Origin of the sequence: Kribbella sp. NPDC051952 (assembly GCF_040680855.1) — a bacterium.
Classification (GTDB): domain Bacteria; phylum Actinomycetota; class Actinomycetes; order Propionibacteriales; family Kribbellaceae; genus Kribbella.
Genome location: NZ_JBFAXQ010000006.1, coordinates 64,821 through 85,958, shown reverse-complemented (window position 1 = coordinate 85,958; position 21,138 = coordinate 64,821). Strand labels below are relative to the sequence as shown.

Here is a 21,138-nt window from a genome sequence, read left to right as displayed (position 1 = left end):
CATCACCACCATGGAGTCCGAGGGGGTGATCGTCGTCAGTGGGATCATGGCGGCCGGGAAGTCGACTGTTTCCCAAGTCTTGGCCGAGAGATTCCAGTTCGGCGTGCACCTCCGCGGCGACGTTTTCCGCCGGATGATCGTCAGTGGTCAGGCCTCCATGCGCGACGACAGCGCCGCGGCCCAGAAGCAGTTGCAACTGCGCTACCGGCTCGCCTGTCAGGTGGCCGACGGGTACGCCGACGCCGGCTTCACCGTGGTCCTCGAGGACGTCGTGATCGGCGAACTGCTCCGTGAGTTCCTCGACGGGATCCGGACCCGCCCGCGGTACCTCGTCGTACTGACGCCACGTCCCGAGGTCATCTCCAACCGGCTCGGTGGCGCACACCACCTGGTCGACGAGCTCGACTACGAGTTGCATGCGTTCAGTCCGCGCCGCGGACTCTGGCTCGACAACTCCGATCTGTCCGCCGGCGAAACCGTCGACGCGATCCTCGGCCGCTTGGACGAGGCGCGCTTCGAGTGATGGCAGCGGAGGCTACCCAGGGGTAGTTTGGCTGGATGGCGACCACCGTACGGCGGACCTCGTGCAATCTGTGTGAAGCGATCTGCGGTGTCCTCGTGACGGTCGAGGACGGCCACGTCACCGACATCCGCGGCGACGAGTCGGACCCGCTCTCCCGCGGCCATATCTGCCCGAAAGCGGTCGCACTGCGCGATCTCCAGGACGACCCCGATCGGCTGTCCACGCCGGTACGACGGACGGCCGACGGGTGGGAGGACGTCTCGTGGGAGGCGGCGTACGAACTGATCGTCGACAGGCTGACCGGGATCCAGCGGGAGCACGGCCGGAACTCGGTCGGGGTCTATCTCGGCAATCCGAATGTGCACAGTCTTGGTGCGCTCACGCATATGCCGGCGATGGTGCGGCAGCTCCGGACCCGGAACCGGTTCAGCGCGACGTCGATCGATCAGCTGCCGCAGATGCTCGCGTCGTACCTGCTCTACGGACACCAGTTGATGGTGGCCGTGCCGGATATCGACCGGACGTCGTACCTGCTGATGCTCGGTGCGAACCCGCTCGCGTCGAACGGCAGCATGATGACGGCGCCGGGGTTCGGTCGCCGATTGAAGGACGTACGGAAGCGGGGCGGGCGGGTCGTGGTGATCGATCCGCGGCGGACCGAGACGGCGGCGGTCGCGGACGAGCATCACTTCGTTCGGCCGGGTACTGATGCCGCGTTCCTGCTCGCACTGCTTCACCAGGTGATCGAGGACGGCCACGCACGACCGGCGGCGTACGTCGATGGTTTGGCGGCGGTCGAGGCTGCGGTCGAGCCGTGGACACCCGAGCGCGCGGCCGCGATCACGGGGATCGGGGCGGACGTGATCCGGCGGATCGCCGGTGAGTTCGCGACTGCTGACCGGGCTGCTTGTTATGGGCGGGTTGGCGTGTCGACGCAGCAGTTCGGGGCGATCTGTCAGTGGGCGATCCAGGTGCTCAACATCATCACCGGCAACCTCGATCGGCCCGGCGGGACGATGTTCCCGCGGCCGGCGGTGAATGCCCTGCTCGGCCTGGGCCGTGGACACGTGGGGGTGTGGAAGAGCCGCGTCCGTGGGTTGCCCGAGTTCGGTGGTGAGCTTCCGGTGTCGGTGATGGCCGAAGAGATCCTGACGCCGGGTGACGGGCAGATCCGCGCGATGGTGACGGTCGCCGGCAACCCGGTGCTGTCCACGCCGAACGGCCGGAAGCTCGACGAGGCGTTCGGAGCGCTGGACTTCATGGTCGCGGTCGATCCGTACATCAACGAGACGACGCGGCACGCGGACGTGATCCTGCCGCCCGCGCCACCGCTCGAGCGCGATCACTACGACGTCATCTTCCACCAGCTCGCCGTCCGCAACACGTCTCGATGGAATGACGCCGTACTGCCGAAGCCGGCCGAGGCGCGCCACGACTGGGAGATCTTCCGGGACCTCGGCCTGGCCTTCGTACGGCGAACTCCGTGGAGCCGACGGAAGGTCGAAGTGATGGCGCGGCTTCGGTTGTCGCCGAGACGGATCGTGGACCTCGGGCTACGGATCGGGCCGTATCGGCTGTCACTGCGGCAGCTACGGAAGTCGCCGGGCGGGATCGATCTCGGGCCGTTGCAGCCCGCCTTGCCGGAGGCGTTGCACCACAAGACGAAGCGGATCGATCTGGCGCAGCGGATGATCCTGGATAATCTGCCCCGGCTAGAGGCCCTGGCGACCGGCAGTGATGACGAGCTGCTGCTGATCGGGCGGCGGCATCTGCGGAGCAACAACTCGTGGATGCACAACTCGGCGCGACTGGTGAAGGGCAAGCCGCGGCATCAGCTGCTGATGAACCCGGATGACCTGGTCAAACGCGACCTGACCGACGGTCAGCTGGTCACGGTGACGTCCGCGGCCGGGTCCGTCGACGTTGAAGTTGCCTCTAGCAACGACATGATGCCCGGCGTGGTCAGCCTCCCGCACGGCTTCGGCCACAATCGCGCGGCCACCCGCCTGACTGTCGCCAACCAGGTCGCGGGCGCCAGCGCCAACGACATCACCGACGCCGACTTCACCGACCCGGTCGCCGGCACCGCCGCGGTGAACGGCGTACCGGTCACAGTGACGGCTGGTTAGCTCGGCGGTCGCCCCGAGCTGTCACGGACGATCAGTAAGGGGGTGGAGTAGAGGTGGGCCTGCGGGCGGGCGCCGTTGAGTAGGTCGAGCAGGCGATGGGTTACTTCGGCGCCGTACCCGACGATGTTGTGGCTCATCGCGGTCAGGGCCGGATGGGTGATCCGGCAGAGCGTCGAGTCGTCCCAGGCGACCAGCGTGACGTCGTCCGGCGTACGTAGACCGAGGCCTTGGACCACGGCCAGACCGGCCACCGCCATCAGGTCGTTGTCGTAGATGATCGCGGTCGGCCGCGGCCCGACGGTGAGCAGTTCGCGGGTTGCCGCAGCGCCTTCCACGGCGGAGAAGTCGGTATGGCAGACCTGCCCTTCCAGGTCGAGCCGTCGTACGGCGACGTCGAAGGCCCGGTCGCGGATCCACACATCGCCGTACTCCGGCGGGCCGGCGACACGGGCGGCCGAGCGATGGCCGAGGGATGCGACGTAATCGAGCGCCGCGTTCATCGCCGCCGTACCGTCGGTCCAGACGCACGGCATCCCGTCCGCCAGCGCCGGATCCCCCACCAGGACGGCCGGCAGACCGAGCTTCCGCAGCAGCGGGATGCGCGGGTCGTCGACCCGCAGGTCGACCACGATCACGCCGTCCACCCGCCGCTCCGCGGCCCACTTCCGGTACGTCGCCTGCTCCTCGTCGAGGTCGGCCACCACCTGCAGAGCGAGCGCGTACGACTTGTCGCTCAGCACGGACTGCACCCCACCGACGAAGCCCATGAAGTACGGCTCTTCGACCAGGGTCTGCGCGGATCTCGCGAGGACGAGGCCGAACGTCTCGCTGCGGGCAGCGGACAACTGGCGGGCGGCCCGGTTGGGCACCCACTCGAGTTCGGCGGCGACCTTCAGGACGCGGGCCCGGGTGGCCGCGGAAACCCCGGGCTGGTTGTTCAGCGCGTAGGACACCGCGCCCTGAGAGACCCCGCACCGACGGGCGATCTCTTTGATGGTCACTCGGGACACAACGAACTCCTCACGGCGGCCGGACCGCTGGCGGCCGGTCCGGAATCCTTCAGTGTGCGCCGATTTCTACGCCGTGTCATCAAATCGGCGCACAGAGTAACCGTTTGATCAAACCCTGACCAGGCCTGGAGGGCTTGGCTTCACAAGTTGGTGACCGCCCAGTCGTTGGGCGGAGGGTGGTGGCGGCGGGGGCGGGTGAGATACCGTTGGCGCCGTTACTTAACCGGTTCGGCTTATCAGTCGGTGCAGATCCCAGGGCAGCGGGCGACGCGCCGGCGACGAGGAGAAACCATGGTCGCAGTGGACAACCTGTCCCTCCAGTTGTACACGGTCCGGGGCAAGCTCGAAGAGGATTTCGACGCCACCCTGGCCCGGATCGCGCAGATCGGCTACACGAAGGTCGAACCCTTCGGCGTGACCGGCTTCGCGGACCGTCTTGCCGACGCGCTGCCCAAGCACGGACTCTCGGCTCCCACCACCCACGCGGGGCTGCTGCGTGACGAGGCCGGCCCGATCTACGCCGCGGCCAAGCGGCTCGGCATCACGACGGTGATCGACCCGCACACCGACCCGGCCCGGTGGCAGAACGCCGACGACATCAAGGTGATCGCCGACGGTCTGAACAAGGCTGCGATCGAGGCCGCCGACCACGGCATCACGGTCGGCTACCACAACCACCAGTTCGAGCTCGAGTCGAAGATCGGCGGTGCGCACGGACTGGAGATCCTGGTGGACAACCTGTCCGACGACGTGATCCTCGAGGTGGACACGTACTGGGCCGCCGTCGGCGGTGCCGACGTACCGGCGCTGCTCGGCAAGTTCGGCGACCGGGTGAAGGCGATCCACGTCAAGGACGGCGACGGCACGCTGAACAACAAGGCCCAGGTCGCGGTCGGCGACGGCGTCATCGCGGTCGCGGACATCCTGGCCGCAGCGCCGGGCGCGCTCCGCGTGGTCGAGCTGGACGACTACACCGGCGAGATCTTCGACGCGGTCGAGGGCAGCTACACCTTCCTGACCGGAGAGGGTGCACCTGAATGAGCGCTGTTGGTGTAGGTGTCATCGGCGCCGGGGTCATCTCCGACGCTTATATCAAGAGCATGCAGAGCTTCCCGGACCTGAAGGTGGTCGCGATCGGCGACCTCCGCCCGGAGGCCGCCGCGGAGAAGGCCGAGCAGTACGGCATCGAGACCCACGGTGGTCCCGACGCCGTCCTGAACCACCCGGACGTCGAGATCGTGGTCAACCTGACCATCCCGATCGCGCACGTCGAGGTGGCCCTGGCAGCGGTTGCCGCAGGCAAGCATGTGTGGAGCGAGAAGCCGTTCTCACTGGACCAGGACAGTGGCCTGAAGCTGCTGGCCACGGCCCAGGACGCCGGCGTACGGCTCGGTTGCGCACCGGACACCATCCTGGGTCCGGGGTTGCAGGAGTCGCGCCGGATCATCGAGCGGGGTGACATCGGCCAGCCGCAGACCGCGCTGACACTGATGCAGTCGCCCGGCCCGGAGTCCTGGCACCCGAACCCGGCCTTCCTGTTCCAGGAGGGCGCGGGACCGCTGTGGGACATCGGCCCGTACTACCTGACCACGCTGGTCCAGCTGTTCGGTCCGGTCGCGGCCGTGGCCGGGATCGGCTCGAAGTCGCGGGAGAAGCGCACGATCGGATCCGGTCCGCTGGCGGGGACCGACTTCGACGTGACCGTGCCGACCCACGTCAGCGCGATCGCCCGGTTCGAGTCGGGGCAGTCGTCGCAGAGCATCTTCAGCTTCGACTCGCCGCTGTCGCGGGGCGGGTTCGTCGAGATCACCGGCAGCGACGCGACCCTCGCCGTACCGGACCCGAACGGCTTCGACGGGGAGATCAAGATCCGTCGCCGTGGTGCCGACGACTGGGAGACCATCGCCGAGACCAAGGCGGTGGCTCAGCGTGGCACCGGCGTACTGGAGATGGCGCGGGCGATCCGGGCCGACCGGCCGCACCGCGCGACCGGAGCACTGGCGTTCCACATCGTCGACGTGATGGCCTCCATCACCGACTCGATCGACACCGGTGCGTTCGTCGACGTCCAGAGCACGGTCGAGGTCGCGCCGATCCTGCCGGACGACTGGGACGTCAGCGCGGCGACCCTCTGAGACGGATGCTGTGACGATCACCTTCATGGATCCCCGGCGGACACTCGTGTTCGCCGGGGATTCCGTCACCGACTGCGGCCGTCGCACCGACCCGGACGGGCTGGGCGACGGCTACGTGCGCAAGTTGTACGACGATCTCGGCGAACGCCGGCCGCGGATCGTCAACGTCGGCATCAGTGGCAACCGGGCGGTCGATCTGGCCGGCCGGTGGTCCACGGATGTGCTGGCCGAGGAGCCGTCGCTGGTGTCGATCCTGATCGGGATCAACGACACCTGGCGGCGCTACGACAAGTCCGACCCGACGACGGCCGAGTCCTTCGAGGCGTCGTACCGGGCGATCCTGGATCCGCTCGCGTGTCCCGTCGTACTGATCGAGCCGTTCCTGCTGCCGGTGAAGGCCGGGCAGGAGGAGTGGCGTGAAGACCTCGACCCGAAGCTGGACGTGGTCCGCAAGCTCGCCGTCGAGTACGGCGCCATCCTGGTGCCGGCCGATGTCGAGCTGAACCGCCAGGCCACCACCGTCGGCGCGGCGACCCTGGCCGACGACGGGGTGCACCCGAGCGCCGCCGGGCATCAGGCGCTCGCGGACCTGTGGCGAAAGATCGTGCTGGAAGACTGAAATCCCCGCTCTCCCTGGGCGGGGAGCGGTTTGTGCTGACTAAACCGGTTCACTTGGAGACCGCCTGTGACTTCGATCAATGTCGTTCCCCTGACCACCGACGGCGGTGCCGCTTGGACTGTGCACGCGGTCGAGGGGCCCGCGCCGGACGGCGTGATCGGGAAGTCGATCACCGCGACCGTTCCCGGCGAGGTGCACACCGATCTGCTCGCGGCCGGGGAGATCCCGGATCCGTTCGACGGTGACAACGAGTCCTCGGTCGCGTGGATCGGGCGGACGTCCTGGAGCTACCGGACGTCGTTCGACTGGACCGCGGACGGCAACGATCGGCAGGAACTTGTTGCCGAGGGTCTCGACACGGTGGCCACGGTGACGCTGAACGGCCGGGAGATCGGGCGGACGGCGAACCAGCACCGGTCGTACCGGTTCGACGTGACCGACGTGCTGGTTGCCGGGGCCAACGAGTTGGTGATCGAGTTCGCCGGGCCGGTGACCGCGGCCGAGGCGATCCGGGCGAAGGTCGGCGACTGGCCGCACACGAACCTGCACCCGTACAACGAGCTGCGCAAGATGGCGTCGAACTTCGGCTGGGACTGGGGACCGGATGTCGCGACCGTCGGTATCTGGCGGCCGATCCGGATCGAGTCGTGGTCAGGTGTCCGGATCGATTCGGTCCGGCCGCTGGCCTCTGTTGACGGCAGCCGGGGCATTCTGGACACCCACCTCGCGCTCGCCTGGACAGCCTCCTCGTCGGAGAACACCACCGTCACCGTCGAGGTCGGCGGCGTCACCACCGAGCTGACCGTTGCCGCGGGCACCGAGAATGCCGTGGTGTCATCGGTCATCCCTGACGTCTCGTTGTGGTGGCCGCGCGGGCACGGCGAGCAGCCGCTGTACGACGTCAAGATCTCGGTGGCGGACCAGGAGGAATGGACCGGCCGGGTCGGGTTCCGGACCGTGTCGATGAATGTTGCCCCCGACAACGACGGTACGCCGTTCGTACTGTCGGTGAACGACAAGCCGATCTATGTCCGCGGCGCGAACTGGATCCCCGACGACGCCTTCGTGACCCGGCTGAACGCGCAGACCTACCGGACCAGCATCCAGGATGCGGTCGACGCGGGGATGAACCTGCTGCGCGTCTGGGGCGGCGGGATCTACGAGAGCGACGAGTTCTACGACGTCTGCGACGAGCTGGGAATCCTGGTCTGGCAGGACTTCCTGTTCGCCTGTGCGGCGTACTCCGAGGACGAGCCGCTGCGCAGCGAGGTGGAGGCCGAGGCTCGGCAGGCTGTCACGCGGCTGAGCTCGCACGCGAGCCTCGCGGTGTGGAACGGCAACAACGAGAACATCTGGGGGTACGTCGAGTGGAGCTGGCGCGTCCCGCTCGCCGGACGTGCGTGGGGTGAGGGCTACTACTTCGACGTACTGCCGAAGGTGGTGGCCGAGCTCGACCCGCGTACGCCGTACTCGCCGGGTAGCCCGTACTCGTACGACCACTTCATCCACCCGAACGACGAGCGGCACGGGACCATGCACATCTGGGATGTGTGGAACCAGGTGGACTACACGACGTACCGGAAGTACAAGCCGCGGTTCGTGTCGGAGTTCGGGTTCCAGGGACCGCCCGCGTGGTCGACGCTGGTGTCCGTGGTGCATGATTCGCCGCTGGATCCGTATGGCCAGCAGATGCTGGTGCACCAGAAGGCGTTCGAGGGGAACCTCAAGCTCGAGCGCGGTCTTGGCGATCACCTGCCGGCCTGGAAGGACATCGACGACTGGCATTGGACGACGCAGCTGAACCAGGCGCGGGCAGTTGCTTATGGCATCGAGCACTTCCGCAGCCTGTTCCCGTTGAACACCGGTGCCGTGGTGTGGCAGCTGAACGACAACTGGCCGGTGGTCTCGTGGGCGGCTGTCGACGGGCATGGGATCCGGAAGCCGTTGTGGTTCGCGCTGAAGCGCGTGTACGCCGAGCGCCTGCTGACCGTGCAGCCGCGGGAAGGTGAGCTGGTGATTGCCGCACACAACGACACGGATGCGGCCTGGACGGGCGAGATCACCGTCCGCCGGCGCTCGACGTTTGCCGATGGCAAGGTGCTCGCACAGGAGACCTTCGCACTTGAGGTCGAGCCACGGTCGGCTGTGGTGAGCTCCTTGCCTTCGTCGGTCGCGACCGCTGGGGATGCGGCGGCCGAGTATCTCGAGGTTCGGGCCGCGGATGGTTCGACGGCGTACTGGTACTTCGTCGAGGACACCGCACTACGGCTGGCCGGTGACGCCTACACCGCGTCGGTGGCGTCGACCGCCGATGGGTACGACGTGACCGTGACGGCGACCGCGCTGGCGAAGGACCTGGCGCTGTTCCCGGACCGGCTGGACCCGGCGGCGCGGGTCGACTCGTGTCTGGTCACGCTGTCGGCCGGCGAGAGCCACACATTCCGAGTCACGGGCGGGACCGCTCCGGCCGAGCTCGGCGTACCGGTGCTGCGGTCGGCGAACGATCTGGTGAACTGACTTACGTCGAGACCTTGACTAAGTGGTGGGCGGGACCGCTACTTGGGGGTGAAACCTGCTCGGTTTCACCCCGTTGGTCCCGCCCCACCACGGAGGTCTTGCCGTCATGCCCAAGTTCCGCGCCCTCACCGTCGCGCTGCTGAGTTTCGGCGCACTTCTCGTCGCCCCGGCCACCGCATCAGCGGCCTTGCCGGCCTGTCAGCACTTCTACACCGGCCCGATCCCCGACCGGCCGATCTCTGGTGGTCACGGGGACGGGACGACCGCGCCGCCGTACGACGTGAGCGGACGGCTGCCCGCACCGGGCGGGATCAGCGGCGGGCTCGGCTCGGACGGGAAGGTGACGTTCACGTTCAACCGCGTGACGGGTGCGAAGGCGTATCGCGCATTCAAGAACGGTCAGGCGTTGCAGTGGATCAGCGACTGGGGTCAGCCGACGTTACAGGTCACCGATGCGAGCCCGTGTGCCGGTGCGCACTACCAGGTCTATGCGATGTCGGCCGAGGACACGGCGGCGTCGTCGATCGGGCAGATCAGTACGTCGTACCGGCTGGATTCGTCGAATCACCTGGCCGCGTTCAGGCTGGCGGTTGGGACGACGCTGAACTACCGGGTGTCGGCGTACAACGATGTGGCGCAGACCGCGCTCGGGTACAACGCGGGGACCGGGATCTGCGCGGTTGATGCCCGGATCGTCCCGTGGGGTACTCGGCTGTGGGTTCCGGGCTACGGGCATTGCTACGCCGCGGATATCGGCAGCTGGATCAAGGACGACATCGTCGACGTGTGGTTCCCGCCGGGGCCTTCGGCCGACAACTGGGGTATCCAGCGGCTGACGCTCACCGTCGAGTAGCTGGGCTGAGCGCGGAGAGGTGCGCGTCCAGCAGATGCTGGAGGCGCTTGGGGGTGTAGGTGGTCGGGTCGAAGAGAGCCTGGACCACCAGGCCGTGGGTGAAGGCCGCCAGCGCTGTGGCCAGGTCGGTTGGGTCGCCGTGCGGGAGGTCACCATCGGTTTGAGCCCTGATGACCAGTGGACGGAGGCGGGTGCGCCAGCGGCGGTAGCGAGCCTTCTCGAGGGCGTGCAGCTCCGGGTCGGTGAGGGCGACATCCCAGGAGCTGACCCAGACGCGGTTGATCTCCGTGGCCTCGGGGGTCAGCGGGAGGGCGGCGGTCAGCGCCGTACGTAGGTCGGTGGCAGCCGGGATGAGCGCGCGGGTGCGCTCCTCGGCCAGCTCCAAGGCGTGCTTGATCAGCTCGTGCTTCGAGGCGAAGTAGTGCATGACCAGCCCGGTGGAGCCACCGAGCTCGGCGGCGACCGAGCGCATGGTGAGGGCGCCGAATCCACCCTCGGCCAGAACGCGCCAGACCGCGGCGGACACGTCGCGGCGCCTGGCTTCGTGATCTACCTTCGCCGGCATCTCTTCTCCCTGCGGGCCGTACCGAACACTTGTTATGTATAGTACCGAACACTTGTTATGTACGCGATGGGGAGGCCGCGATGTTCGCCGTACAGCTGACCGAGGATGCCGAGCTCAGGTCGTTGGAGCCGTGGCAGGCGGCGGAATTCCTGGCGCATGTGGAGAAGGCGCGCGACAACATCTCGCCGTACATCCCGTGGGCGGAGTTGATCGTCGACGAGGCGAGCGCGCGGAACTTCCTCGGCCGTTACGCCCAGCGGCAGGCGGCGGACGAGGGCCGGATCTACGGGATCTGGCTGGACGGCGCGCTGGTCGGCGGGTTGCTGTTCCGGGTGTTCGAGGCCGCTTGGGGGACGTGCGAGCTCGGGGTCTGGTTGTCGGGCGAGGCCGAGGGCCGCGGCCTGATGACACGCGCTGCTCAGGTGCTGATCGACTGGGCACTCGGAGCCCGCGAGCTCAACCGGGTCGAGTGGCGGTGCGCGGTCGGCAACACCCGCAGCGCGGCCACGGCCCAGCGTCTGGACATGGTGCTCGAAGGCACGCTACGCAACGCCTTCCCGTACCGGGGCACGATTCACGACCTCGAGGTCTGGTCGATCACCCGCGACGACTGGCAGCACCGCTCCTGGCGGAACTGACGACCCTGGCTCCAGGCATACTGGACCCCTGTGAAACGCCACTGGGGGAAGCAGTTCACCGCACTGTCTTTAGTTGCCCTACTCGTCCTAAGTAGTTGCGGCGACACCGACTCCTCCACCGGAGCAGTCGTCGGTACGCCGAGAACGACAGCGACTCCGAGGATGCCAAAGGCAACCACGCCGTCCGCAGCACCGCCTCGACCTGGAACATCGCACGCCAACCTGATGCCGGTCGTCGACCACGGCCCGCGTGGCAAGGCCCGCGTCGCGCTGACGTTCGACGCGGACCTGACCGCGCTGATGCGACGCCGACTCGTCAACGGCAAGGTGCACTCCTACTACAACAAGACCCTGATCGACGAGCTCCGGACCATGCACGTCCCGGCTACGATGTTCCTCACCGGCATGTGGATGGAGCAGTACCCGGACGTCACCCGGCAACTAGCCGCCGACCCACTGTTCGAGCTGGGCACGCACACCTACGACCACCGCGGTTTCACCAAACACTGCTACACGTTGGGCACGGTCCCCCGAGCCGACATGCTCACGGACGTACGGCGAGCCGTCGTCCAGCTGGACCAGTTGGACTCACATGCGACCAGGTGGTTCCGCTTCCCCGGTGGCTGCTACGACGGCACCGCCCTGCACGAACTCGCACCGGCCGGCGTCACCGCGGTAGGACTCGACGTCCCCGGCGCGGACGGCTTCGCGAAGTCTCCCGCCCCGATCATCAAGCAGGTGCTGTCCAACGCCCGCGACGGGTCGATCGTCGTACTCCACATGCACGGCGGCGACAACGCGCCGTACACCGACGAAGCCATCGGCCCGATCGTCAAGGGACTCCGCACCCGCGGCTACCAACTCGTCACGGTGACCCAGCTGATGAAGGGCTAGATATTCACCGCGACGTACTTGATCTCCAGGTACTCGTCGATGCCGACCGTCCCGCCCTCGCGTCCCAGGCCGGACTGCTTGACGCCGCCGAACGGTGCCGCTGGGTTGGAGACGATGCCCTGGTTCAGGCCGATCATCCCGGTCTCCAGGCGTTCGGAGACGCGGAGCGCGCGGCTGAGGTCGTTGGTGAACAGGTACGAGACCAGGCCGTACTCCGTGTCGTTCGCCATCGCGACCGCCTCGTCCTCGGTCTCGAAGGACGTCAACGGCGCGACCGGCCCGAAGATCTCCTCCTTCTGCAACCGGGCACTCCGCGGTACATCGGCCAGCACGGTGGGCGGGTAGAAGTATCCATTGCCCGAGGCAACCGATCCCCCGGTCAACGCACGGGCGCCCTGCGACACCGCGTCGTCGACGAGATCGCGGACCTTGTCGCGCTGGGTCCCGTCGATCAGCGGCCCCACGTCCACACCGTCCTCCGTGCCCCGCCCGACCTTCAAGGCCGCCATCCGCTCGGTCAGCCGAGCGGCGAAGTCGGACATCACCGAGGAGTGCACGTAGATCCGGTTGGCCGCCGTACAGGCCTCGCCGCCGTTGCGCATCTTGGCCAGCATCGCGCCCTCGACCGCCTGGTCCAGATCGGCGTCGGCGAACACCAGCAGCGGCGCGTTGCCGCCCAGCTCCATGCTCGTCCGCAGCACCTGCTCGGCCGCCTGCTCGATCAGCTTCCGGCCGATCTGGGTCGAGCCGGTGAAGGACAGCTTGCGCGCCCGGCCGTCGCGGATCAGCGGCTCCATCACACCACCGGCGTCGTGCGTCGTGATGACGTTGAGCACGCCCGCGGGCAGCCCGGCCTCGGTCATCAGCTCGGCCAGCTTGAGCATCGACAGCGGCGTCTGCGCGGCCGGCTTGATCACCATCGTGCAGCCCGCGGCGACGGCCGGTCCGATCTTGCGGGCACCCATCGCGGCCGGGAAGTTCCACGGCGTGATCAGTAGGCACGGCCCGATCGGTTGCCGCATCACGAGGAAGCGGCCCTTGCCGTTCGGTGCGACCTGGTAGCCGCCCTCGATCCGGACCGCCTCTTCGGCGAACCACCGGAAGAACTCGGCCGCATAAGCGATCTCGCCCTTGGACTCGGCGACCGGCTTGCCCATCTCGAGCGTCATCAGCAACGCGAGCTCATCGGCCTGCTCGGTCATCAGCTCATACGTACGCCGAAGAATCTCGCCACGCTCGCGCGGTGGCGTGGCTGCCCAGTCCGCCTGCGCGGCGACGGCTGCGTCCAGTGCGGCCGTACCGTCGGCCGGACTCGCATCAGCTACGTCGCAGATCGTCGTACCGGTGGCCGGGTCCTCCACGGCGAGCGTCTTGCCGCCGTCGGCCGCTACCCACTTGCCTCCGATGAACAGCTCGGTCGGACACCCCTCAACGACTTCCTGCTCCCGTGACATGAGCCTGCCTTTCCCTAGTCGGCAGCTCCCACATTAGGCCGTCGCGATCAGGGGTGGGGCGTGTCTGGGGATTGTGCGGACCATGCGGGTGAGGCCGGCTGCGATGGTGCGCAGGATCGCCGACCGGACCAGGCCGTCGAAGGCGAGCGGGACGAGCAGGAGCTCGTCGGCGGTGGTGGCTGCGACGAGCTCGGCGAGTTCGGTCACCACGGTCGCTCTGGAGCCGACGATGGTGCCTGAGTCATCGAGGAGCCGTTCGGCCCGGCCACGTTCGCGCCCGGTGAGCGGGTAGTCCAGGAGCGCCATCAACTCGGCCGGTGTCGCCCGCGGTCCCGCCGTACTCAGACGTGCCTTCACCCGCACGTACTCGGCGAACCGGATGATCGCCTCTTCCTCGGAGTCAGCCGCGACCACGCCGACCGTGACAGCGACGTACGGCTTCACAGTCGGCCCGGTCGACTCGAAGTGATCCCGGTACGCCGCTACCGCCGCAGACGTCAGCCCGGCAGCGCAGTGATGCATGAAGAACACCGGTAACCCACGGACGGCGGCAGTCACGGCAGCACTCGGGTGATCGGCCAGGACGAACACCGGTGGCGGCAGTCCGGCCAGTGCAAGCCGTACGTCGCCAACCGGCGCTCGGCCCGGCAGACCGTCCCGCAGGAACCCACACAGCTCGTCCAACCGCTCCGGGAACAGATCACGAGGGCCGCCCCCGAGCGCGGCCGCCGTACTGGCAAGCATGTTGTGCTGCTGACCCACGCCAAGATCGATCCGGCTCGGGTACGCCGCCGCGAGCGCAGCGAACTGCTCTGCGACAACCAGTGGCTGGTGGTTGGTCAGCAGCACCCCACCGCCACCCAGCCGGATCCGGTCCGTCCGTGCGGCCAGGATCGCCGCAAGTACAGCCGGTACCGCGCCACCGACGCCTCGGACGCCGTGTTGCTCCCCCACCCAGAACCGGCGGTAGCCGAGGTCGTCGGCAGCCTGTGCCACTTCCGCGGTCTCCCGGAGAGCGGCCGCAGCCGACTGACCGGGCAGCTGCGGTACGACGTCCAGGACCGAGTGGGCCGAGACGGGCAGACCAGGAGCGACAGGGGAGTGCACGTGCTCACCGTCGCAGTGTCCATCTGTTCGCACATGGGTGTTCGGCCCCCAAGTTCCGGCCGGTGCGCACCCATAGGGAGGGCGTCTTCCGGCGGCGGGAATTTGGGTAGCCGGAGCACTTGCCGCGCCGTGGCGGGTGGGGGCATCGTTCCTGACCGGAGCCGGCCGGCCTTCCACCAGAGGCCGATCGGCCGCGCGGCTGCCGCGGAGTGGTCAACCCCCAGTCGTCACTCCGCGGCAGGCAGCGCGATCCAGGCACGCAGGAGAGCTCCCACACAAATATGGGGGCTCCTTACCCATGCCCGGACCCCAGTGCCGATGACAGCCTGTGCCCGTGCTCAACTCAGCGACAGCGGGTCAGACCCGGACCGGCCAGGACGAGACCTGGTGGTCCCCGGGGATGCGGCCGCACGAGCTGACCCGGACCGCACCACCGGCCTGGGCCGAGTACGTGGAGCGCAGTACCTCCCTCCCACCAAGCGCGCCTGCCGCCGGTCGAGGCCCTGCAGGGACCGCTGTCAACGATGGCCACACATCAGGTGGGGCGGTCGGGCCAGCGGGTGGGTCTGGCACAGACTGGCGGCAGGCGCTCATGCGCTGCCTCGAACCCCTCCTCGCGGCAGCGCGTCGTGATCTCGCCGCCGCCGGTCACACCGGCGTACTGACCGAGCAGTTCCTGCACCGGCTCGGGCTGCGGCTGGTGAAGCTGGCGTCCCGGACGCTGGTGCTGGAGCTCGCCCGGGCACGTGATCGCGGCGAACTGGCCGGCGCCACCCCGGCCGAGCGTTTTCTGGACTTCACCCACCGGCTCGTCGGAGGGAGCGAGCTGGCGGAGTTCCTGGCCACCTACCCGGTGCTGGCCCGGGTCCTGGGCGAGTCGTGCCGACAGGGCGTCGAGGGTCACCTCGAGCTGCTGGCACGACTCGCCGAGGACCGTGAGTCGCTCGTCACCGGACTGCTGGACGGCCGGGACCCCGGCGCCCTGACCGCCATCGAGCCCGGTGGCGATCCCCACCGGGGCGGGCGGTGCACGGCGATCCTCACGTTCGCGGACGGGCGGCGGGTTGTCTACAAGCCTCGGCCGCTCGACCTGCACGGGCACTTCAACGAGCTCGTCGACTGGCTGAACGACAAGACCGCCCTGGGCATCCGCACGGTCGAACTACTCCCCCGCGACGGCTACGGCTGGCTCGCGTACGTCGTCCACGAGCCCTGCCAGGACCTGGCTGCGGTACGGCGCTTCTACCACCGGCAAGGCGCTCTACTGGCCCTGCTGTACGTGTTGGACGGCACCGACATGCACTTCGAGAACCTGATCGCGGCCGGCGATCAGCCAGTGCTCGTCGACGTCGAGACCCTCTTTCATCCCAGCCACACCCCGCTGCTCGCGCTCAGCCTCGACCCGGCGTACCGGGCCCTCCAGAGCTCGGTCTATCGCACTGCACTGTTACCGCTTCTGGTGAGTGGTGAGCACGGTGTGGCGGACATGTCCGGGCTGGGTGGGGACGCTGACGGCACGACCCCCACGAGCATCGTCGACTGGGCCGATGCGGGTCTGGACTCGATGCACCTGGTGAGGCGGCCGGGCCGCACGCAGAGCGCCAGCAACCGACCCTTGCTCGACGGTGTGGTGATCGAACCACGGGACCACGAGATCGCTGTACTCACAGGGTTCCGGGCCGCGTATGAGGCGATTGCCTGGCACCGCGACGACCTGATCGGACCGGACGGGATGCTGGCTCGCTGCGCCGCGGACCAGATCAGGTTCGTGCCGCGGAGCACGAGTCTCTACACCGGTCTGCTGGACGAGTCGACGCATCCGGACGCACTGCGAGATGCAGCCGGTCGCAGCCAACTGCTGGACCTGCTGTGGGACGCCGACGAGACCCTGCACCAGGTGGTGCCGTACGAACTGGCTGACCTGTGGGCGGGCGACGTACCCCTCTTCACTGCTCGTCCGGACAGCCGGGACGTCTGGGCTTCGGACGGCACCCGCGTCGCCAACGTCCTCCACACCGAAGGGCTGGCCGCGGTCGAGGCGAAGATCGCGAGTCTCGACGACATCGACGAGCACCGGCAGAAGTGGCTGATCTCCGCATCGCTCGCCACCCGGCCGGAGCCGATCGTGCACGCCAGCACCGCCAGCAGGCCAGGGGTCGGCGTCACCGAGGCAGACCCCGAACGCATGCTGGCCGCGGCCACGGACATCGCCGACGAGATCGTCGCGCAGGTGATCAGTGAACGCAGCGGTGCGGCCAACTGGCTCGGTCTCGAACTGCTCGACGATCACCACTGGGCCATCCGGCCCATGGGCGCGGGCCTGTCCAACGGCTACACCGGTACGGCGCTCTTCCTCGCGCAGGTCGGCGTACTCACCGGAGCCCAGAAGTACTGCGAGCTCGCCCGGGACGCGATCCGTCCGATCCCCCAACTCCTGCAGGCCCTGGCCGCGGACCTGGAGTCGGCCCAGCTGGTCGGCCCTGGCTTCCACGGACTCGGCGGCATCAGCTACGGCCTCAACCGCCTCAGCACACTCCTCGGCGACTCCGAGCTGACCACCTGGTTGGCCGCGTCGCTCGAGCTGAGTGAGCAACTCAAACCCCAGCCCTCAGAGTTCCCGACGTACGCCGAAGGCGCCGCCGGTGGACTCGCCGCGATGCAAGCGATCGAGGGCTTTCCGGCCGCCTCCAGACTGGCCGAGCGCTACGCGAACGAACTGGTCACCACCGTCGAGAGCGGCCTCCGTGGCCGAGTAGCAGCGGACCACGGCTTCGCTCGTGGGTACCAGGGAATCGCGTGGTCGCTCGGCCAGTACGGCACCCCCGGGGACAGGTATCTGGATGCCGCCCGGACGGCGACGGATCTCGATCGCCGCGCGCGGTCCGGCAGCCATGGCTGGTGCTCGGGGGACGCCGGCACCGCACTGGCCCGGCTGGCGGCCGGTGTACCCGCGGACCTCTACAGCTACCTGAGGGCCGCCACAGAACGTCCGGTGCTCGCCGACATGAGTCTGTGTCACGGCGAGCTCGGCGCGGCCGAGCCACTGGTGTGGCTGGCCGAACGAGATCACCCAGCCGTGGAGGGGGTACGGCGACGCCGTGCCGGGCTGGTCCTCGCCGCAATACAGCAGTACGGGCCACAGTGCGGAACACCCCGAGCGGTTCCATCTCCAGGTCTGCTGACCGGTCTGGCGGGAATCGGCTACGGCCTGCTCCGGCTGGCGTTCTCCGAACGCGTGCCGTCCGTCCTGCTGCTCGAACCATCCACCGGGTCCAAGCGCCCACCAGTGCGCCGGAACCCATCCAGTTGAAGGGGAAGAGCATGACCGCCCAGCACGACAACGATGGCCAGATCGACGTTCAATCCACCACTCCGGATCAGACCGACCCGCTCGGTCCGATCGCTCTGCCAACCCGTAACAAGGTCGGCGCCCGCGCGCTGGCCCTGGTCGGAACCGTCGGCCTGAGTGCCCTCGGAATCGCCGCCGTGGCCGACGCCGCCAGCACCTGGCCGACCATCAGCGCCTAGTCCGGCCCGGGGTACGACGTCACGACGAAACGTTTGATCCAACGGTTGGCCGACCGTCTGCGCCCGGCCGGCCAACCGGCGGATCCGCTGCGGTGGCATCGATACGTCGTTAGAGTTGGCAAGCATGCAGACCCGTTCGCCCAGAGTGGTCGGCAGGGACCAGGAGATCGATCATCTCCAGCGCCTGCTGGCCGGGACCCGAAGCGGTCACGGGAGTGCGGTTTTTCTCGTCGGCGAACCCGGTATCGGCAAGAGCCGGCTGGCCGCGGTCGCCACCACGCAGGCCCTCGACGAGGGGATGGCGACCCTGCGCGGCCGGGTCGGAGCCATCGGCGCGATGGTTGCGTTCCGCCCGTTCACCGAGGCCTTGCTGTCACTGATCCGCCGCGGTGAGATGCCTGCGGCTGAACAACTCGGCCCCTACCGGCAGGTGCTCGGCCGGCTGATCCCGGACTGGGACGACGGTACGGCGCATGACACCGCGACCTCCACAGTCGTCCTCGGCGAGGCCGTCCTGCGGCTGCTCGCCTTGGTCGCGAAGGACCGTGGTTGCCTGCTGGTGCTGGAGGACCTGCACGGCTCCGATCCTGAAACGCTGGCAGTGATCGAGTACCTGCTCGACAACCTGGAGGACCAGCCGATCGCCTTGGTCGCGACACTGCGCTCGGAGGCATGCGCGGGGCTCGAACTCGCCAGGCTGTCGGCGCAACGTGGTTCTGCCGAGCTGATCGAGTTGCAGCCGTTGGATCGCGCCGAGGTCGGCGAACTGGCGGCCGGCTGCCTCGAAGTGCCGGCCGACGGTGTTCCCGACGAGCTGGTCGAGGGACTGTGGCGTGACAGCGCCGGAGTCCCTTTCATTGTTGAGGAATTGCTGCAGGAGGCCAGCCGGACCGGACAGCTGTCCAAGGAGGACGGCAGCGTCCAGGTCGTCGAGGGTCTGCACACCAAGGTACCCGCGGCCGTTGTCCGGAGCATCAGTAGCCGGACGGATCAGCTCGGAGCGCAGTCACGCGACCTGCTCGTACTCGCTGCGGTGATCGGCCACCGTTTTCCGTTGAGCGTCGTACGCAAGGCCAGTGGGACCGACGAGCGGTTGCTGCTGGCCACACTGCGGGCCGGGCTGGCGGCACAGCTGGTCGGGCCGGATGAGCCGGTGCCGGACTGGTACGCGTTCCGGCATCCGTTGACCGCTGATGCCTTGCTGGCCGGGCTGACACCCACTGAACGGTCCACCCTCGCGCGCCGGTGTGCGGACGCGATCGAGGAACTGCATCCGGGGCTGCCGGGTGAGTGGTGTCCGATGGTCGCCGAGCTGGCTGAGACCGGCGGTGACAAGGCGCGGGCCGGGCGACTGTTCGCACTGGCCGGGCGACGTTCGTTCGACGAAGGATCGATGGCGTCGGCGGTGAACCTGCTGGACCGCTCGAACGGCTTACTGGCAGGCGATCCGGACACCAGCTACCGGGCCGAGGTGCTGGGGTCGTTGCTGATCGCACTGGGTGAGACGGGCCAGTTCGAGTCCAGCGCGGCCCACGCCGCGACGATCGAGGAGATGGCCGACCACAACCTGGACAGCCGCAAGGTCGCCGCACTGCACGTGCAGCTGGCCAACCTCGAACACATGGCCGGCCGCTGGTCGGCCGCACTGACCCAGGTGGCGACTGCTCGGTCGTTGCTCGGCGTCAACGCCAGTGACACCGACATCGCGCCGGTCGACGCGATCGCCGCCAACCTCGAGCTCGCCCGCTCGAGTCCGGGCCGATTGAAGGCTGCCACCGCCTTGGCGACCCGCGCGGCCGAAGCCGCCGAACGCGCGAAGCTGCCGGCGGTGGCCTGCGATTCCCTGCAACTGCTGGGGATTCTGGCCCGCGAACACGATCTCGATCAGTCGATCGATTACTTCCATCGCGCCCGCCAGGTGGCTGAAGAGCACGGGATGACGTTCCAGCGGGTGTGCTCACACATCTTCCAGGCCGGCACGATCTGCCTGGCCAACGGCAGCATCCTCGAACTGGAACGGGCCCGGCAGCAGGCCTTGCGGATCGGTGCGATCCCGCTGGTGTACGAGGTGGACGGGATCCTCGGCCAGCAAGCGATTCTGCGGTCCGAGTACGACAAGGCCGCCGCAATCATCGACGAGTGTCTCGAGGTCACCCGGCGACTCCGGATGGGCCGGTCGGCGACGTACTTCCTGGCGACCAAGGCGATCCTCGAAGCACACCGGGGACGCCGGACCGCGATGGAGGAGACGCTCGCCGAGGTCGCCACGTGGGGTGGCGAGCGCGCGTCGTACGAGCTGCCTTACTCCTACGGGCTGGCCCGCACGTTCTGTGCGCTGTTGGAGGAGAACCGGGAGCTCGCAGACTCCGAGCTAGCCCAGGCCCTCGCGTACGACGCTCAGAATCCGACTACCTTCCATACCTCCGGCAAGAACGGTCTGAGCCTGTTGCTCGGCGTACTGTCCGGGCGGAACAGCTGGGCGCACTTCGAGGCGATCACCGCGACGGCCGCGAGTGGGATGCGCTGGAACAAACAATTCGTTCAACTCGCCCACGCCGTACTGCTGGGACGCGACGGGCAGGTCGAGGCGGCCAACGCCAAGGTGGTGGAGGCTCTGGAGACCGCAGCGCTCTATCCGCTCGCACGCTTCCTCGGACTGCGGTTGGTGGCCGAGCCGGCGCACGCGGACGGGTGGGGTGAGCCGGTCACGTGGTTGCGGCAGGCTGAGGACTACTTCCACAACGCCGACATCCAGGCAGTGGCCAGTGCGTGCCGTAGTCTCCTGCGACAGCTCGGGGCGACCGTCTCGCAGCGGCGGAGCGGTAGCGAGCAGGTGCCTGCACACCTGCGCCAGCTCGGCATCACGACACGCGAGTACGAGGTCTGCCGATTGCTGGTGGACCGGATCGGGAACAAGTCGATCGCGTCCCGGTTGCACATCTCGCCGCGCACCGTGGAGAAACATGTGGCGAGCCTGATGACCAAGACACAGCAACCAGATCGGGAGGCACTGAGCAGTTTCGCCCGGACCGTTCTCCAGGGTTGACATCGTGGATCGTGGGACCGATTCCGGCACTGACGCGTGTGCTGGAGCACCGGGCGGCCGGAGGGTGATAGTTGTCAACTCACGCATCGGCGTCCGCCCGCCGTGTGCGGCACGAGATAT

General features: G+C 68.2%; 16 protein-coding genes. 12 read left to right on the top strand and 4 right to left on the bottom strand.

The window, feature by feature from the left end; translation table 11 throughout:
- Window positions 1-10: 10 nt before the first annotated feature.
- Both AB0L70_RS13700 and AB0L70_RS13695 read left to right on the top strand, forming a co-directional pair.
- A complete protein-coding gene (locus tag AB0L70_RS13700; RefSeq protein WP_363683566.1) occupies window positions 11-523 on the top strand; it encodes an AAA family ATPase in 513 nt (170 codons plus the stop codon).
- 35 nt (window positions 524-558) lie between these two features.
- Complete coding sequence (locus tag AB0L70_RS13695; protein WP_363683564.1) at window positions 559-2,652, top strand: molybdopterin-dependent oxidoreductase; 2,094 nt, start codon at window positions 559-561, stop codon at window positions 2,650-2,652.
- On the opposite strand, the gene AB0L70_RS13690 is transcribed toward AB0L70_RS13695, so the two are convergent.
- Window positions 2,649-3,662: a LacI family DNA-binding transcriptional regulator gene (locus AB0L70_RS13690; protein ID WP_363683562.1), complete on the bottom strand. Its 1,014-nt coding sequence runs from the start codon at window positions 3,660-3,662 to the stop codon at window positions 2,649-2,651. The genes AB0L70_RS13695 and AB0L70_RS13690 overlap by 4 nt on opposite strands.
- 291 nt (window positions 3,663-3,953) lie before the next feature.
- Here AB0L70_RS13690 and AB0L70_RS13685 point away from each other — a divergent pair, with 291 nt between their 5' ends.
- The 5 genes from AB0L70_RS13685 (at window position 3,954) to AB0L70_RS13665 (ending at window position 9,786) form a co-directional block, all read left to right on the top strand.
- A complete protein-coding gene (locus tag AB0L70_RS13685) occupies window positions 3,954-4,703 on the top strand; it encodes a sugar phosphate isomerase/epimerase (protein ID WP_363683560.1) in 750 nt (249 codons plus the stop codon).
- Window positions 4,700-5,797 carry a Gfo/Idh/MocA family oxidoreductase gene (locus AB0L70_RS13680; RefSeq protein ID WP_363683558.1) on the top strand — a complete coding sequence of 366 codons (1,098 nt, stop codon included), beginning with the start codon at window positions 4,700-4,702 and terminating at the stop codon, window positions 5,795-5,797. The genes AB0L70_RS13685 and AB0L70_RS13680 overlap by 4 nt, the downstream gene beginning before the upstream one ends.
- 25 nt (window positions 5,798-5,822) lie before the next feature.
- Window positions 5,823-6,416: an SGNH/GDSL hydrolase family protein gene (locus AB0L70_RS13675; protein ID WP_363683556.1), complete on the top strand. Its 594-nt coding sequence runs from the start codon at window positions 5,823-5,825 to the stop codon at window positions 6,414-6,416.
- Window positions 6,417-6,482: 66 nt separating this feature from the next.
- A complete protein-coding gene (locus AB0L70_RS13670; RefSeq protein WP_363683554.1) occupies window positions 6,483-8,933 on the top strand; it encodes a glycoside hydrolase family 2 protein in 2,451 nt (816 codons plus the stop codon).
- Between the two features lie 106 nt (window positions 8,934-9,039).
- A complete protein-coding gene (locus tag AB0L70_RS13665) occupies window positions 9,040-9,786 on the top strand; it encodes a 3D domain-containing protein (protein ID WP_363683552.1) in 747 nt (248 codons plus the stop codon).
- Here the strand turns inward: AB0L70_RS13665 and AB0L70_RS13660 are convergent.
- A complete protein-coding gene (locus tag AB0L70_RS13660; RefSeq protein WP_363683550.1) occupies window positions 9,773-10,351 on the bottom strand; it encodes a TetR/AcrR family transcriptional regulator in 579 nt (192 codons plus the stop codon). The two genes, AB0L70_RS13665 and AB0L70_RS13660, sit on opposite strands and share 14 nt — an antisense overlap.
- A gap of 80 nt (window positions 10,352-10,431) precedes the next feature.
- Between AB0L70_RS13660 and AB0L70_RS13655 the strand changes: the two genes are divergently transcribed.
- Entirely contained in the window at window positions 10,432-10,989 is a 558-nt protein-coding gene (locus tag AB0L70_RS13655) for a GNAT family protein (protein ID WP_363683547.1), read from the top strand.
- Window positions 10,990-11,214: 225 nt separating this feature from the next.
- A complete protein-coding gene (locus AB0L70_RS13650) occupies window positions 11,215-11,883 on the top strand; it encodes a polysaccharide deacetylase family protein (protein WP_363683545.1) in 669 nt (222 codons plus the stop codon).
- Here AB0L70_RS13650 and AB0L70_RS13645 read toward each other — a convergent pair.
- Window positions 11,880-13,337, bottom strand: a complete 1,458-nt coding sequence (locus AB0L70_RS13645) for an NAD-dependent succinate-semialdehyde dehydrogenase (RefSeq protein WP_363683543.1) — start codon at window positions 13,335-13,337, stop codon at window positions 11,880-11,882. The two genes, AB0L70_RS13650 and AB0L70_RS13645, sit on opposite strands and share 4 nt — an antisense overlap.
- Before the next feature lie 33 nt (window positions 13,338-13,370).
- Complete coding sequence (locus AB0L70_RS13640; RefSeq protein WP_363683541.1) at window positions 13,371-14,444, bottom strand: MsnO8 family LLM class oxidoreductase; 1,074 nt, start codon at window positions 14,442-14,444, stop codon at window positions 13,371-13,373.
- A 592-nt stretch (window positions 14,445-15,036) separates the two neighbouring features.
- Between AB0L70_RS13640 and AB0L70_RS13635 the strand changes: the two genes are divergently transcribed.
- The 3 genes from AB0L70_RS13635 (at window position 15,037) to AB0L70_RS13625 (ending at window position 21,018) form a co-directional block, all read left to right on the top strand.
- Window positions 15,037-17,754, top strand: coding sequence for a type 2 lanthipeptide synthetase LanM family protein (locus AB0L70_RS13635; RefSeq protein ID WP_363683539.1), 2,718 nt, complete (start codon window positions 15,037-15,039; stop codon window positions 17,752-17,754).
- Window positions 17,755-17,765: 11 nt separating this feature from the next.
- Window positions 17,766-17,972 carry a hypothetical protein gene (locus tag AB0L70_RS13630; protein ID WP_363683537.1) on the top strand — a complete coding sequence of 69 codons (207 nt, stop codon included), beginning with the start codon at window positions 17,766-17,768 and terminating at the stop codon, window positions 17,970-17,972.
- Window positions 17,973-18,096: 124 nt separating this feature from the next.
- The gene (locus tag AB0L70_RS13625) at window positions 18,097-21,018 is read left to right on the top strand and encodes an AAA family ATPase (protein WP_363683535.1); all 2,922 of its coding nucleotides are present in this window, start codon (window positions 18,097-18,099) and stop codon (window positions 21,016-21,018) included.
- The last annotated feature ends 120 nt before the right edge of the window (window positions 21,019-21,138 follow it).